Origin of the sequence: Enterococcus sp. DIV1368b, from assembly GCF_050529595.1 — a bacterium.
Taxonomy (GTDB): domain Bacteria; phylum Bacillota; class Bacilli; order Lactobacillales; family Enterococcaceae; genus Enterococcus_B; species Enterococcus_B mundtii.
In genome coordinates, this window is the sequence record NZ_CP172883.1 from 2,669,046 (window position 1) to 2,685,562 (window position 16,517).

A 16,517-nucleotide genomic window follows, 5' to 3' on the forward strand; every position below is an offset into this window, starting at 1 on the left:
AATTCCTCCTTAAAAGAGTCCAATCAAGGATCCCAAAATACCTAAGACTGCTAATCCAAGCAGGATAATCAACGGTTTGACTTCTTTTTTCAAAAGATAAAAGACAGCGCCAAATGCACCTAATGATAAAATTTTCGGTACGATATCATCAAAGATACTTTGTACCGTAACCGCATTCTCTCCTGAACCGATCTGCAACGGAATGTTGATATCAATCATCGTAGCGGTCATTCCTCCTACGACCATCAACCCAATAATCGCCGCGCCATAGGTTAAGCTTTCCATCAAACCGTTTTCCTGAATTTTCTTTAAAAATCCCGATCCAAGTTTATATCCCCAACCAGTCGCAAAATAACGAAATAGTAGATGTGGGACATTGAAAATCAATAGAAACAGAATCGGACCTAGTATATTCCCTTGTAATGCCAATGAAGTTCCTACCCCTGTGGCAATTAACCGTAACGTTCCCCAAAAGAAAGAATCGCCAATCCCTGCTAAAGGCCCCATCAAAGAAGTCTTGATGTTTTCGATTGCTGATGAATCAAAATTCGGATCATTGCTATTTTCTTCTTCCATCGCCGCGTTGATTCCTAAAATAAGCGTGACGATATGCGGGGTCGTGTTGAAAAATTCCAGATGTCGTTTCAACGCATCAGCCATAGATTCTTTTGTTTTATAGAGTTTCTTCAAAATCGGAATCATAGCATAGACATAAGCTAAATTCATTTGTCGCTCATAGTTCCATGAGAACTCCATTTGAAATGAACGCCAAAAGACATGATTCAACTCTTTCTTGGTAATCTCGGGTTTCTCATTAGAAGTCTTCTTCATCATCAAGTACCTCCCCTGAAGTCATTTGAACAGATTGCCCTTGTTCACGAATGTTTCTTAAATTCACAACTACAACAGCAGTTATCGCTCCAAAGATCGCAATTCCCGTAACAGGAATCTCTAAATAAGCTGCTAATGCAAAACCTAAAAAGAAATAAGGAGCAACTTGTTTGTTGATCAGCAACCGAGCCAACATGGCAAACCCTAAGGCTGGAATCAAACCAGTTGCAACTGATAATCCATTCTGTACAAATACCGGAATCATCTCCAATAACTTACTAATCGTATTGCTGCCCACCATGAAGGAAATCGTAACTATAAGGGCTAACATCAAAGACAAGCCAAAACCGGCTAATAAGTGCATTCGTTCCACACCTTTGTAATTCCCATCAGTCGCGTATAAATCAGCTTTTTGGTTCATCATTGGAATAAGCAGGCCTAAGTATACATTTTTCAGGATTAGCGTTAATGTAGCGATTGGAAGTCCTAATAGTAAAGCTGTCTCAGTTCCCGCTCCTGCTGTAATTGCGAATGCTGTGCCAAGAATTCCTCCTGTTACAACATCTGGTGGGATAGAAGCACCTACAGAAAACGAACCAATAAAAGCTAATTCCAGTGTGGCACCCATAATAATTCCTGTGTTTACGTCCCCTAATACTATTCCTGTAAACACCCCAGTAACAATCGGACGCGACAGTAATGATGTTCCCAATGCGTATTCAGACTGCGCAATAAATGCAACAATTCCAAGTAATATTGCTTGCAGCATCTCTTTTGCCCCTTTCTTTATAAAACATCTTCGACAGCGACTTTTTTATCCGAAGGTACTTGACGGATATCGACAGCAATTCCTTTATCAATCATTTTTTTCAAAATTTCTTCCTCCGCAGGTAAAATATTAACTGCCTTTCCAATATTCTTAGTTCCTTCTTTGGCTTTGATCCCACCCAAATTGACTTTAGTGATTTCTGGATAGTGTTCTGCTAATCTATAGGCATCCTCGATGGAATCTACTACGATGAACAATTTGTATTTATCGGTCACGCTGCTTTGTAATGCTTGGATGGAATCCTCAATTGTTTTAATCACCAGTTTGACGCCTTGCGGTTTTGCTAGTTTGATCGCTGTCTTACGAATATCATTTGTCGGCACATCATCATTGGCAATCAAGATGCAATCTGCGCCTAAATTTTGCGTCCAGGAAAATGCGACTTGTCCGTGTAATAGTCGATGATCGACTCGTGTCAAAATAATCATGTTGACCCTCCTAAAATTCTTCTTCTTCGATTTCTTTTTCTACACTATCATTACAAAACTGGATCATCTCTTTCGAATTGGCTAGCGTTTGGTGGATCGTTTCTGAGATTGCACCTCCTCTTTGAAATTGTGTCGTCAATTCAATCAACAATGGCAAATTCAAGCCTGCAATCAAGTAAAAATTTGGTTGTTGGATATAACGCAAAAATTCATTGTTCACGCTACCGCCGAAAATATCTGTGATAACGATCACTTCAGAATGTTTATATGTTTGCATCAGGGTATCCACCGTTGTCGTCAGATCAAATGTTTCTTCCACATAGCAGTCAATCGCAACGACTGATTGTTTTTTACCGCAGATAAGTTCTAACGAATGTAAGATTCCTGATGCAAATCTTCCGTGTGATGCTAAAATAACGATTTGTTCCACTGCTTTCACCTCACTTTGCTCCAAGTTACACCTTACTAAACGCAAAAAGCGTGCCAAAAAAAGTGGCACGCTTTTCTTATTGATTAAAAGTCCGCTTCACCCATTGAATAATCAGTGTTTCCAAATAAAACATCATAAATGTAGCAAACTTCAGATTCCGGTATCGCGACACTGTAAACCTTCTCAATGACACTAAACGCTTTTTTGATTTCATTCAGCTGTTTTTCATGACACTGGAGTAATGTGTTGCTAGCATGATAATTATCAATGGCTTCGTTTCGAATAAGACGTTCAATCAAGCAACTCGTATGGACAAACAACGCAAGTTTGCGATCATTGGTGATCCGTTGCTGCCACATGCGTTCCAAATCTCCCGCGAAAAATTCCATTTGGGAAATTACTTTTTCTGTATCTAGAATCGTTACCGATTGAATCACTCGATTCAATGAAAAGTTTCTTACTAATTGATTGTTCACATAGGCGATCATCTCTTCATCCAATTCTTCCTTTAACCAACTTAATAACACTTCTGTCCCAGCGCCTGAAATCAGTTCTTCTAAAGAAATAAAAGGAGCCAGCTCTTGGCGGGGTTTAGTGGTTCCTATAATACCAACAACATCATAAGATGTTAATATCTGTTTCATATGTTCACTATTTTCCAACTGGTTGAATTCATAAGGAAGGATCAGAATCTGTAAATGATCAGGAATACTTTTTTCTAATAAGGTGGAGATTTGAACAGCGGTTCCAATTCCAGTTGAACAAGTCGTAATGACAACTTTCTCTTTTTTCACTTTCGGAAGAATGATCTCCCATTCATTTTGGTGGTAAGCATTTACCCGCTCAGGAATCTCTCTCAACGAAACGTTCTGCTGAATGCATTCTCCGACAGCGAGGGCTACACTTGTCGTTACATTGTTCATCATGACAATCGGTACCGTCAATTCTGGAATATATTGATAGACTTCTTTCAAAGAACCCATGTCGAACAAGACAACGAGTCCATTAGATACATCGTTTTTCTGAATATATGCGGTGACCCTTTCCGCAATTTGCTTAGGAGTAACTTCTAATGGCATATCAAAAGATTGAAAAACCGATTCATTCAGTAAGCGATTCGCAACATTTGCGATACTGCTGGCGGTTGCATAGCCATGGGCTACTATGATGCTTCGTGGAAGCAACGTTTCTTTGGAATATCCCATATCGTTGATATAAAGTGTAAAAATGATTCGGTCCATACTCGTTAGTTCAATATCCAATGCGTTTTGTACTAAACCTATCAGATTTTCGGTGTAGCGATCACTTGTAGAATAATGCTTCTTAACACTTTTCAACAGGTCTTCTGTCAATAAAAGTTTGTCTTGATCATCTGGCAGCCACTCCACATTTCTGCGCAGCCACAAATAATAACTGATCGTATAAACCATACTACCGTTAAAGCTGATTTGGAAAGAATGCTCGATTTGCTCCATCATTCGCTGAACATGCTCTGTCACAAAAATCATTGTCCGCTGTTTTTGTTCCTGCTTATGGTCAAATAATAAATTTTCAAACAGCCTTTCAATCACTTTAGAAATAGGAGGGACAGCTGTCGCAAAGTCCTGTCCCGCCTGGACATAATTGAACAAAATCTGTTCATACGTTTGAATGATTTTTTGCTGTTCTGGCTCACTTTCCGCAGTTAGCTGCTGAATTTGTGTTTGCCCATCAATAAGAATCGGTTGCATCATCACTAATTCATTGGGTTCCTTTGTCAACTGCAATAACTGTTCTGGTAAATGATACACAGTGACCGCTATTTTTTTCACCTCCCGTTTTAGACTGGCTGTATAGCTTTTAGCTGTAATAATCTTAATCATACTTTTCAATTCACCGACATTCCCAGAAAAATGACTAGTCGTTAATATTTCGATTACTTGGGGCGAGAGCTCCAAGGGCAGGCCAATACGCTTTTGCTCGTCAAAGAATGCTTGCAAGGTCAGCTGTTTCCGTTCGGAAATCGTCCGTTCTTCCAAAGCAGGCAGTGTTGCTTGAATTGGGATTCGTCGCAAAAAGGTTGTTAGAAATGTTTGTTTCAAATCTTCGGTCGTCGCAAACACCAGCCGACAATCCACTGGGATTGACCGGCTCGTATCCCCCATTCGATAGATAACTCCCTGATCCATAAAAGTGAATAATTTTTCCTGTCCTTCGGCATTCAGTCGATGAACTTCATCTAGGAATAGTACCCCGCCGGCTGCTGCTTCAAATGCACCTCTACGATCTTCTTCTGCTCCAGTGAAGGCTCCTTTCACATGTCCAAATAAATTACTCGTCAATAAATCTTGGTTGTTGGCATACTGCGCGCAATTGATCGTGATCAGCGGAGCATCGCTCTCTAATAATTCATTTTCCACACAATAATGATGGAACATTTTTACAAGAAAACTCTTCCCAGTACCACTTTCCCCCGTCAGCAAGAAGGGAAGCCCACCATTTGGATAGAAGGCTGCCATCTTGATCTGTTCAATCACTTCTGCCAGACTGCCTTTGCTGCCGATTACACTGGAAAAGAAATCTTCTTTTCGATCAAAAAAGGGCTTTTCTGCTCCAACAGCAGCTAGACTATCATATACGTTTTGGGTTAAGGGATAATTTTGGATTTCAAATGCCTGTTTATGAAAAAAATACACTGGCCGGGTAGTAATTTTTACTAGATGTCTTTCTTCCGTTAACTGATTTAAATAGTGACTGATCGTGTTTCTCTTGACTGAAAACTTCTCAGCAATATCCTTCGCGGTGAAAATATCGCTTACATTTTCGATAGAGAAAAAAGCTGTTTGATTTTGTAAGTAAGCAAGTAATTGTTCTTTCATCGTCGTTCTCCTTGTCCTCTTTATCTGATTATCATAACTTAAAAGGCTAAGACTTGCTATACAATGCATAATAGAGTAATTATTCTTTTAAACCACAAAAAGTAGCATACTGAATAACGATTGCTACTTTTTATTCTGTATATATAATACTTATGTGACAGTCAGTAAATAGTTCTATTACTATTTCCGATTCATTTATGTTCGCTTAACACTATTCACCACTTCTACTTCAACTCCATCTTTTACCATATTGGTGAGGATCAGTGGTCCCTTATTTTTTCTGATCCAAGCGCCAATTACCCTTATTTGAGTTCGATCCATTTTTTTCAGTTATTTTTGTGCTGAAGTCATGGGGACGTGACATAAGTTAACTAGTTACGCTTTCCAGATTTGATTTTGCACAACTTATTAGTCCTTATTGAAAAAGAGCCAGATTCTTGCTTGTTTCGCATTAGTAAACAAAAAGGGTCGTAAGTACTTTAATAAGACTTACGAACCTTTTTCGCTTTTCTGTCTCATAAGCGGACTCACTACTTCGTGTCACTTTTTCTCAGTAACGATCATTCCACATACAATGTCACAAATTTTGCATGGTCAATCTTTTCAAGAGTGACGGCATTCTTTTCCACCAGAAGTGCTTCTTTCTTAGCTTCTTTTAGATTGACTGTTTCTACTACGTTCACTGGATGGTTAAATGTGATAGTCGCATGCCCCACTTCATCTAAAAGCCCATTGTATAGACGCAAAATGTAACCTGAACGCTCTTCCGCCTTTTTCAATACACTCAAGGTTAAATTGCCATTGATCTCAAGAAGACTAAAGTTTGTCGGCAAAGTTGGTTCAACCGATCCTAAAGTAAAAATCAAGCGGGAATTCAGGAATTCTGCGTATTGATAAAGAGTGATCGGTGTTACTGCTTGTTTGGCACGTTGTGCAACATTTGCTTGATCAAATCCCTGAGCAAAGTAAGCAATGGAGAAATCAAAATGCATCGTTTTGTGGCACTGTGCAGCTGGTGTCTCAATCACTGATTCTCCTGAAGCACGCCCTGGACGATACAGTAGATTCTCTTTTCCCATGAAGCCATAGGTCCGGAAAATCGTTAAGCGAATCGTATCAAACGCTTCTCCCACAATCTCATATTCACGTACCCCTTGGGGCATGACTGCTACGCCATGGGACGCATCGAATAAACCGACAAAGGATTGACAAGTTTCTATGGCAATCGGTTGCTCATTCCATTGCTCTTTATTGGCTTCCCAAAGGGCCATTTCTTTTTCAAATACAACTGGGCGCTCCAACGTACCAAACTGTTGGTCAGCAAGCGAAAATTTCGAGGCAATCCCAGTATTAAATAGCACACATACCCGATGGCTATCCACTTGTTGGTTTTCAACCGTTAATTTGAAATCAATTTGTTGTGATTGTTTTTTCAACACCATCGTCAATTGGATCGGCAGTGAAGACGAGACTTTCTTTTCTGCACGTTCAGCTAAATTCTTCGGAACCTTCAACGTGAAAGCCACATGAATCTTTTGATAGATTTCTGATTGCTGAATGGTGATCGTTGGTTGCGCATCAATTGATGAAATCACAAAATCTTTCACAGGTGGTGAATAATTGAATGAATCACCATCGTCGCCATTTTCTTCTATGATCCCTTGGTTTTGGTAAAGCACTTGATTGGTTTTATCAAGAATATCCAAAGAACCATTGTTATTGACAGTGATCTGATAGTACTCATTTTCAACCGTATTGGTTTTAACCTCCTGCAATGGTGCGCTTGTATCACCTTTCAAATCAACCGTCAGCTGGGTATACCCCATACTCGGCACGTCCGTCGTTTCTAAGGCAATCTTCGCTTTATAGACTTTCTCCGGCAAATAGATTTCCTTGACTGGATTTAAAATATTTCCTTGATTCAAAACATACTCCGTTTGGTCGGTAAGCTCTAAAATCGTATAAGGCAACGCCTGACCAGCTTGATCAAGAATCGCAAACTCTTTTTGTGGCAAATAAACCTCTGCTTCAATAACCCCATTGCGCCTTGTATCATAGGTATTGAAGAGCGTGAAAGTAATTTCTTGTGCTTGTGGGTTATTGATTGCAGTAGAAATCTGTCGTAAAGTCAATTCGACAAGATTCATGGAAATATCTCGCGCCTGTTTATAGCGCATATAGATATCTTCATTGGTCGTATCAGAAACACAAGAACCAATCGAATCATGCGCCGCATTTTCAAACATTAACTTCCAAATCTCTATGACTGTTTCCACGGGGTACTCAAATCCTAATTGCATGGCCATCGTTAAGATAGGCTCCATGACATTGACTAAGTAATGTTGGATCTGAGTGTTCATCGCCTTCAAATCAGGACGTGAAGAAAAAATCGTTTTATGGATTCGCATCAATTTGCCATTGATCAGTTCACCGGCGATTTCTTCCAACTCAGGATGGCGTTCTTTGACTGCGGCAATGTATTTTTCAATCGTTGAAAATTGTAACTCATACTCATCCTCATAAAGTTGATTCATTCGATCAACCAATTCTGGAAGATTTTCTCTGACTGGTGCTTGGTCGAAACCATTTGGAAAATACACTTGATCCGTAGCACTGCGTCCCCAAGTCGTTTTAAACGGTTCTTGATGTAAGAACTCTGCTAATTCTGCTTCTCGTTCAGGAATGGCACCGCCAATGTAGTACCCACTTGGGATCTGATAGACATTGACCACCGAACCATCTTCTCCACGCCATTTGTACTCTGTATGTTTAACGTCGTCATCACTGACACCACGCCAAAACATCGTATCATTGATGCCAAACTCACGATAGATTTGTGGCATACTGGCTGCTTGGCCGAAAGAATCTGGGACGTACCCAACATTCATGTATGTCCCGAATTCTTCACAAATTTTCATGCCGTATAACATATTTCGAACAATGCTTTCTCCCGAAATCACTAATTGATCGGTTTGAGTGTACCATGGGCCAATAACCAACTTCCCTTGTTGAACAAGTTGTTGAATCCTTTCTTTGTCCTGCGGTCGCCACTTCAAGTAATCATCTAACAGCGAAGCCTGTCCATCTAAAATGAAACTCTCATAGGGATCATCCTTTTCTAGTTGTTCAATGACTTTTTTTAAATCGTGCATCAAATAGATTTTCGAGCGACTCGTAGTAAAATACCATTCGCGATCCCAATGACTGTGGGGTACGACATGTACTGTTTTTTTCATTCAATCATTCCTCTCCAGTAGTTAAAAAGGCACGTAACGATGGTTGTCGTTAGTGCCTATTAATTTTTCTCAATTTTTTTACCATCTGGTACGCATAACGTGATCCTTACATAAAATACTTCGAATTTTGAAAATCGTTTCTCTTTAAATACTCATGTTTTCTTACCCAAGTTTTGCCATTATCATACAAGCTAAAAGCGTTCTTAGAAAATCATCTGCTTGTGCCTTTTCTTTCGCTACTATTTAGTTAGCTAATCGGCTTTGTTACTCAATTTTCAAAGCTCAATTCAATATCATCGAGCGTAATGTCTTCTTTTTGTTCTTCTTGCTTATTGAAATTCACAAATAAAGGAGCGATAAAACCGATAAAAGCAGCTCCTGCAAATAGTCCAATCAAATACGCCCAACCGTTCCCAACAGTGAAGAAGCCATAAATCCCTCCAACTGGCGGCATTTTGTCATACATTCCTAACGCGATCCCCAAACCTGAAGCGATTGCTCCTCCCAACATGTTGATCGGTACAAGCCGTAATGGATTGACTAATGTAAAAGGAATTGCTCCTTCTGTGATTCCGATAAAGCCCATAATAAAGTTATTACGACCAGCATCCAATAGCTCTTTATTGAATCGATTTTTGTGGAATAAAGTTGCTAAGGCATATCCAAATGGCACCGCACAAATCGCAACATTCACGATAATTGCTGGTAAATACACTCCTTCAGCTAATAAAACATTTCCTGCCATCCAAGCAGCTTTGTTTACAGGTCCCCCTAAGTCAGAGCCAATCATTGCCCCCATGATGACTGCAAGCAAAATTTTGTTGACGTCATTTTCAATCATGGTTCGAATCCATTCAACCAAGCTAGTATTGATCCACGCCAATGGCTCAGAGAGTAATGCGCCCATGACGATCGCTACGGATAATGTTGCAATCAAGGGTAAAATGACTAACGGCATCACTCCAGCAAATGACTCCGGTAATTTGATATGTTCTTTAGCCCACTTCACTAAGTATCCTGCTAAGAACCCAGCAATAACTGCACCTAAAAAACCAGCATTTGTGCTAGAAGCGACCGCACCGCCGATAAAGCCGGCCCCTAAAGCAGCTTTATCTCCAACAGAATACGCTATAAACCCAGCTAAGACAGTATTGATCAAGCCGATTCCTGTCCACCCTACTTGTTCAATCAAATAAAGCGCATGTTTAAAGCCTTCAGTGCCAGCATAAGGATCTAAGCTTGTTATCCCCATACCAAGAGCAATCATTTTCGGAATGGCAACAACTAGTGAAGCGCCAATAATCAACGGCAGTACAAAACTAATTCCACTCATCAAGTGGCCTTTTACATCTGCTAGAACTCTTTTCATCATCCTTGCCTCTTTCCTTTAGTTTGCGTTTCTTTGTTCCACAGCTGCGACACATTTCTTTAGCACCGCTTCCGGTGCTTTGATACACGTATTAATATTTACCCGAATTTGCGGTTTTCCTTCAAACCGTTCCATCCCAACAACTTTTTGATCAGTCGCTAAAAGCAAGAAATCTGCTTCTTTTGCTTCTGCTGCAGTGATCTCGTTGACTTGCCCTAACGAACCTTGCTGTTCGATTTTGACCTCATAGCCCAGTTTCACACCAGCTTTTTCTAAAGCTTTAGCGGCCATCGGTGTATGTGCCAATCCTGCTGGACAGGCGGAAATCCCTACTATTTTCATATGATTTTCTCTCCCATCATTTCCTTTTTGATCAATTCTGCTAAATAAGCTTTATCTTTTGATTGTTGAATCTGCTGGATGAATGTATCTTCAAGCAACGCTGTTGCTAGGCGACTCAACATTTGCAAATGCACCGTTCCTTCATCTTTTTTAGGAACCATCAAAGCAAACACATTTTTGACTGCAGAATCATCGAAGGTTTCCCATTCGATGGCTTGTTCTAAGCGAATAAACAAAACGGTCGGTTTCAAAACCGGTTCAGCTTTTGCATGCGGAATAGCAAAGCCTTCTTGTAAGCCGGTTGAATATTGTGCTTCCCGTTCAATGAATGCCGCATATGTGTCTGTTGCATCGGTAACGATTCCGGATTCATAGGCATGATTTGCAATCAGGTGAAACAGTTCTTCTTTTGATCTAACAGCCACATTCAAGAGAATATTTTTTTCCTGAAAATCCATCTCATCTGCTCCTTTCCTTTATTCTAAAACCATCATAGTAATTCGTGTGGTTTATTTTCTGTACACGTTTAATTTACGGTTTCTGATACACGATGTAAACACACCAAATTTCCAATTCAAGTGGCAATCATTAGTAAAGCGTTTTCCAAAATGATTGCCAACTCTTCTGGAAATTTTCAGTACTAGTGAAGCATTTCATTCTTATTCTTTCTATTGTATGATGGGGAAGAGCACGGAGGTGAAACAATTGTCAAAACTTGCTTATCAACGATTAGATGATCTATTGGAAGTATTAACTAGACAAACGGTGCCGCTACCAATGAAGGAGTTAACGAAAAACTTCTCGATTTCTGAACGAACGGTTCGGACAGACATTGCGAATTTGAATGATTTATTAACAAACGTGGGGGCCTCCATCAAGTTGATTCGAGGGCAAGGCTATTTGTTGTCCATTGGTTCAAAAGAGCAATTTCATGACTGGTGGGCAGAAAGTATGTCGACCTCAGAGTCCTTTCTAACCACCAGTGAAGAACGACAAACCTACCTACTTTTCCTATTATTCAAGAATGAAAACCCTTTATCTTTGGATGATTTTCTCGATCGGTTATTTATTAGTAAAAACACATTTTACTCATACTTAAAAACGGCCCGAGACAATTTAGCCACCTATCACTTAAAAATAGTAAATCGTCCAAATATTGGCTTTGAAGTCTTGGGTAACGAATTCGCCAAGCGTCAGGCTATCAGTGATCTGTTGATTGAAAAAGATCTACAAGAGTACTTGATCGGTTTTACAGAAATGGAACTTGAGTTGTTTGATACGATCAATCTAGTCCACTTACAAGAATTGGCATTAAATCATCTGGCATCCTTAGACTTGTTAGACTCTGACTACTATCATAAAAACATTCTTTCTCATTTTGCTTTAGCAATCAGCCGCTTTATAGCTGGCCATGAGATCAACGAATTTCCCTTGCACGTGCCTGCGCTCAAAAAAGACGCCCAGAAAGTAGTTGGTCATTTCTTAGAAGAAATCGATCATGCATTTGATATCCAATTGACTGCAGGAGAAAAACAATACTTTATTTACTATCTTGCAATGAATGCACCACGTTTAGTTGAAACTGGCGATGCAAACGATTCTTCCACAGAAACTGCTAAAGCTATCGTTGAAGAATTACTAACTGCGATCAAACAGACGTCAAACTATGCATTAGAGACAGATAAGATGCTAATAGAAGATTTGACTTCTCATATAGAAGGTTTTATCAATATGAATCTAATGGATGCACGCCGCAGCAATCCTTTACTGGCAACGATCAAAAAATCTTTTCCACAGGCTTATGATTTATGTTTGACCCATTTAGAAACGGTAAGCATGAAACATGGTTTTTATTTTTCTTCTGATGAGATCGGCTATATTGCTTTGCACATTGCAGGTGCTATGGAAAGGAGTTCTATCAGAAATCATCATAAACATCGCGTCATCCTTGTTTGTGGAACCGGTCGAGCCATGAGCCGTATTATTGAAGCGAAAATCATCAAGCACTATCAAGAAACGATCGAAGTCGTTGATCGCTTTTCTTATGTTGAGCTACAACAATGTGATCTTTCTGCGATTGATTTTGTAATCACAACCGTTCCATTAGAGCATTTCTCTGTTCCTTCAATTTATATCAACATGGCCAAACTAGACAAGGAAATTAGCAAAATCGAATTGTTCATTGAAACGCTAAGCGAAGTAAAAAACGGCATCTATTCATTGTTTCAAGAAGCATTTTTTCTTCATGAAAATCATGCAGATAAAGAGACCCTGTTAAAGAAAATGGCACAGCAATTGTACCAAAAAGATTTTGTGCCAAAAGATTTTTATGACAGTGTGAAGAAACGAGAAGCAATCAATCAGACAAATATCAACGAGTGGCTAGCTATCCCCCATCCCATGACATTGATGGCGAAACGCTCGGTTGTTTCAGTGGCAATCATTCCTGATGGCGTTGATTGGGGAAATGGTGACTTGGTTAGATTTGTCTTTCTCTTTGCGATTCAAAAAGACGAATATGAAGATACCGAAGAAATCTATAATCTTTTATTAGAGTTGATGGATCGTGAAGATGTTCAACAAGCAATCTTGCAAAAAAGTGATTATCACAACTTTTTGAGTTATATGAAACAATTATAAAAAACTGGGATCACTGCTAGTAGCTTTACACGTCTAAATCAATCAGATGACTGGAACAGTGTAAAATTTGGCACAATGATTTTATTAGCTAAAGCGGTTAATGTAACACTGGATGAATTCGTTAAATATTTACAGACAAAAAAAGAGTCTTCTTCCAATTAAATGGTTGAAGGCTCTTTCTCTGAAATCAACTCACTGGGTTTTCATGCTTGTAAAGCAATCATTTTTTTGATGGTATGGAGCACCGCATCTTCATCGTTCGACTTTGTCACAAATTGTGCAACTTCTTTGATTTGCTCAAAGGCATTGCTCATCGCAAAGCTGTAAGCTGCACGTTCTAATAATTCGACATCATTTAGACCATCGCCAAATACCATGGTTTCTTCTGGTGTGACGTGGAGAATTCTTTGCAATTCTGTCACTGTTGTTCCTTTATGGACATTATGATTTGAGATATCGAACCAAGCGGCTTCTGAAGCAACGATATAGGCTTGTTTTTTAAATTTTTCCAATTGTTTGACATGGTCAAAACAATTTTTTTGCGGATCAAACACGGTGATTTTAAAAAAAAATGACTTTACCGAAACAGTTTTTGTTTCAGTAAAGTCGATTTTTTTTATTTACTTAGTTTTTCCAACTAGCAACTTTTTCTTGGTTCTTATCAATCCATTCTCTTGCTGCTTGTTGTGGGTCTTTGCCGCTGTTGATTTCCAACATGACTTCTTCCATGTCTTTTTCTGTCCAATTGAATTTGTCCAACACAGCATATGCTTCTGGTTGATCATCTTTTAAGCCTTGGCGGACGATAGTGTGGATTTCTTCCGCATCTCCCATCGCATTTTTTGGATCTTCTAGATATTTCAAGTCATACTTCGCAAACATCCAGTGTGGCGTCCAACCAGTAAAGACGATTGGTTCTTGGTTTTTGATTGCTTGTCCTAATGCAACCGTCATCGCACCAGAAGAAGAGGTTTCAACTGTCCAACCCTCCAGATTTGGATATTGGGCAATCGTATTTTCTGCAGCATTCACCACACCTGCACCAGGTTCGATACCGGTGATTTTTTTGCCTGCTTCATCGGTTAGATCCGCAATCGAGTTAACATCCATGTATGCTGGAACAGCTAATCCGACTTTGGCACCTTTCAAGTTTGCACCTAGATCATCGACTTGATCTTTGTATTGTTCATATTGAGAACCATGAGTCTTAGGTAACCAAGCAGCCACCATTCCATCTGATTCTCCTTTTGCAACGGATTCCCACATGATCGAATTATCAAGAGGCGTCACTTTCACATCATAGCCCATCTCTTTTAAGACTTCTGCTACGACATTTGTTGAAGCAACTTCTGTATCCCATTCCACATAAGAAAGATTGATCGTGTTTGTTTCTTTTGTTGAAGAACTAAAACTTCCAACACCGATCGCACCTAATAAAACAACGACTACTGCACCAATGATCACTCCTTGGCGCTTTTTATTTTTTTGTTTCGCAGTACCTGCTGCTTTTTGATCATTTGGTTGATTCAAGTGTTGCGTAAAACGGTCAATGATAATGGCTAAGATCACCAATGCTACCCCATTGACAAAACCATTTCCGACTTGTGCACGTTGTAAAGCAGAAAGGACACCACGACCTAAACCAGGCGCTCCGATCATTGAGGCAATCACGACCATTGAAAGAGAAAGCATAGTTGTCTGATTGATCCCTGCCATGATCGTTCCTTTTGCTAGTGGTAATTCAAGTTTCACTAGTTTTTGCCAACTCGTACTACCAAATGAATCAGAAGCTTCTACTAACTCTTTCGGTACTTGGCGAATACCTAGGTTCGTAAATCGAACCGTTGGTGGTAAGGCAAAAATCACTGAGGCAAACACCCCTGGAACCATTCCGATTCCGAAAAAGGCAACCGCTGGAATCAAATAAACAAAACCAGGCATTGTTTGCATAAAGTCAAGGATCGGTTTAATGATTCCTTGCGCTTTATCATTTTTTGCCATGAGAATACCAAGAGGTACACCAATGATGATCGAGATCACACTAGATAGTAAAACCAATGTGACAGTATTCATCAAATCTGTCCATAACCCTTGATTATAAATGAACCATAAGCCAATCAACGTAAATAATGTCAATCCGGGACGTTTTTTTGAAATAAAGAACGCTACAACTGCCATTAAAAGAATAAATAGTGGTGCTGGTATCACTAATAAAAGATTCGTGATAGCTGTCATCACTGCTTGACCAATCGTTTGAAGGAATGAGAACAGTCCTGCGAACGTTGTTGTCAACCAATCAGTGATCGTTTCGACCCAGTCAGCGACGGGTACTTGATAGTTCAATAGATTATTCATGTTCGCTCACCTCACTTGTTGCTGCTAATGCTTCGATTACGCTACCTCGGATAATAACACCTTTTAATTTCCCGTTATCAACCACGGCTAATGGCGTCGGCGAATCATAAATAATATTGAAGATATCACTAACTAACATATCTTTACCGATCACGGTAACATTTTCATCAAGGAAATCGATCAATGGACGTTTTTGACGTCTTGCTTCTAATGCTTGATCTGCTGTGATGATCCCTTTTAAGTTACGTTTTCTATCAACAGCCATCAACATGCTGACTTCTTCATTACGCATACGTGTCAACGCAACGTTTGGACCATCTGATTCGATATTTGTGGTTAATGCTGGAACCATGATGTTTTGCGCCGTCAAGACTTTTGAACGATCGACTTCTTCCACGAATTCTCTCACGTAATCATTGGCTGGATTGGTCAATATTTCTTCCCCAGTACCGATTTGCATGATTTCTCCGTCTTTCATCAACGCAATGCGATCCCCGATACGCAAAGCCTCATTTAAATCATGTGTGATGAAGATGATCGTTTTTTGCACATTGGATTGTAGTTCCAATAATTCATCTTGCATTTCACGACGAATCAATGGATCAAGTGCTGAGAAAGCTTCATCCATCAATAGGATCTCTGGATCATTTGCCAATGCTCGAGCTAACCCTACACGTTGTTGCATCCCACCAGATAATTGACTAGGATATTGATCTTTAAAGGATAACAAGCTTGAGTTCTCTAACGCTTTTTCTGCTTTTGCTTGACGTTCTTCTTTAGGAACACCGCGAACTTCAAGTCCGTATTCTGTATTTTCTAAAATCGTACGATGTGGGAAGAGACCAAAGTTTTGGAACACCATGTTGATTTTGTGACGACGAACTTCACGAAGTTCTTCTTTGCTAAGTGTTGAGATGTCTTCTCCATCAATCAAGATATTGCCAGATGTTGGTTCAATCAAACGATTTAACAGACGGATCAAGGTTGATTTCCCACTCCCCGAAAGTCCCATGATCACGAAGATCTCACCTTCTTGTACATCAAAACTCGCTTCATATACACCGACAGTTGCGCCGGTTTTTTGTAAAATCTCTGTTTTCGATTGGTGCTTTTTCATCATTTCCAAAGCAGTTTGTGTTCGTTTACCAAATATTTTCGTTAAGTTTTTGACTTCTACTTTTACCAAACAAATTCTCCTT

Annotated in this window: 12 protein-coding genes and 1 pseudogene; 1 reads left to right on the plus strand and 12 read right to left on the minus strand. The window is 39.6% G+C overall.

Annotation, left to right across the window (positions count from 1 at the left end; translation table 11 throughout):
- Positions 1 to 9: 9 nt before the first annotated feature.
- From IGJ19_RS12330 to IGJ19_RS12370, 9 genes are all read right to left on the minus strand, one after another.
- Positions 10 to 831, minus strand: a complete 822-nt coding sequence (locus tag IGJ19_RS12330; RefSeq protein WP_066025588.1) for a PTS system mannose/fructose/sorbose family transporter subunit IID — start codon at positions 829 to 831, stop codon at positions 10 to 12.
- Positions 815 to 1,600, minus strand: coding sequence for a PTS mannose/fructose/sorbose/N-acetylgalactosamine transporter subunit IIC (locus IGJ19_RS12335; RefSeq protein ID WP_430604164.1), 786 nt, complete (start codon positions 1,598 to 1,600; stop codon positions 815 to 817). Before IGJ19_RS12335 ends, IGJ19_RS12330 begins: the two co-directional genes overlap by 17 nt.
- Before the next feature lie 17 nt (positions 1,601 to 1,617).
- A complete protein-coding gene (locus IGJ19_RS12340) occupies positions 1,618 to 2,088 on the minus strand; it encodes a PTS sugar transporter subunit IIB (RefSeq protein ID WP_430604165.1) in 471 nt (156 codons plus the stop codon).
- Between the two features lie 10 nt (positions 2,089 to 2,098).
- Positions 2,099 to 2,518 (minus strand): PTS sugar transporter subunit IIA, encoded by a 420-nt coding sequence (locus IGJ19_RS12345; protein ID WP_066025589.1) that lies wholly within the window; start codon positions 2,516 to 2,518, stop codon positions 2,099 to 2,101.
- Between the two features lie 83 nt (positions 2,519 to 2,601).
- Positions 2,602 to 5,376 carry a sigma 54-interacting transcriptional regulator gene (locus tag IGJ19_RS12350; protein WP_086335152.1) on the minus strand — a complete coding sequence of 925 codons (2,775 nt, stop codon included), beginning with the start codon at positions 5,374 to 5,376 and terminating at the stop codon, positions 2,602 to 2,604.
- Between the two features lie 560 nt (positions 5,377 to 5,936).
- Positions 5,937 to 8,612: a mannosylglycerate hydrolase gene (mngB, locus tag IGJ19_RS12355; RefSeq protein ID WP_115358254.1), complete on the minus strand. Its 2,676-nt coding sequence runs from the start codon at positions 8,610 to 8,612 to the stop codon at positions 5,937 to 5,939.
- Between the two features lie 268 nt (positions 8,613 to 8,880).
- Positions 8,881 to 9,981 carry a PTS fructose transporter subunit IIC gene (locus IGJ19_RS12360; protein WP_074799377.1) on the minus strand — a complete coding sequence of 367 codons (1,101 nt, stop codon included), beginning with the start codon at positions 9,979 to 9,981 and terminating at the stop codon, positions 8,881 to 8,883.
- Positions 9,982 to 9,999: 18 nt separating this feature from the next.
- Complete coding sequence (locus IGJ19_RS12365; protein WP_005225262.1) at positions 10,000 to 10,323, minus strand: PTS fructose transporter subunit IIB; 324 nt, start codon at positions 10,321 to 10,323, stop codon at positions 10,000 to 10,002.
- On the minus strand, positions 10,320 to 10,781 hold the full coding sequence (locus IGJ19_RS12370; RefSeq protein WP_074799376.1) for a PTS sugar transporter subunit IIA: 462 nt from the start codon (positions 10,779 to 10,781) through the stop codon (positions 10,320 to 10,322). Before IGJ19_RS12370 ends, IGJ19_RS12365 begins: the two co-directional genes overlap by 4 nt.
- Before the next feature lie 247 nt (positions 10,782 to 11,028).
- Here IGJ19_RS12370 and IGJ19_RS12375 point away from each other — a divergent pair, with 247 nt between their 5' ends.
- Positions 11,029 to 12,963 carry a BglG family transcription antiterminator gene (locus tag IGJ19_RS12375; protein ID WP_139843972.1) on the plus strand — a complete coding sequence of 645 codons (1,935 nt, stop codon included), beginning with the start codon at positions 11,029 to 11,031 and terminating at the stop codon, positions 12,961 to 12,963.
- Between the two features lie 203 nt (positions 12,964 to 13,166).
- Here the strand turns inward: IGJ19_RS12375 and IGJ19_RS12380 are convergent.
- The 3 genes and pseudogenes from IGJ19_RS12380 to IGJ19_RS12390 form a co-directional block, all read right to left on the minus strand.
- Positions 13,167 to 13,532, minus strand: a pseudogene (locus tag IGJ19_RS12380) (HAD hydrolase family protein); the annotation flags it as partial.
- Positions 13,533 to 13,587: 55 nt separating this feature from the next.
- The gene (locus IGJ19_RS12385; protein ID WP_086335154.1) at positions 13,588 to 15,318 is read right to left on the minus strand and encodes an ABC transporter permease/substrate binding protein; all 1,731 of its coding nucleotides are present in this window, start codon (positions 15,316 to 15,318) and stop codon (positions 13,588 to 13,590) included.
- The gene (locus IGJ19_RS12390; RefSeq protein WP_019723090.1) at positions 15,311 to 16,504 is read right to left on the minus strand and encodes a quaternary amine ABC transporter ATP-binding protein; all 1,194 of its coding nucleotides are present in this window, start codon (positions 16,502 to 16,504) and stop codon (positions 15,311 to 15,313) included. The genes IGJ19_RS12385 and IGJ19_RS12390 overlap by 8 nt, the downstream gene beginning before the upstream one ends.
- Between the last annotated feature and the right edge of the window lie 13 nt (positions 16,505 to 16,517).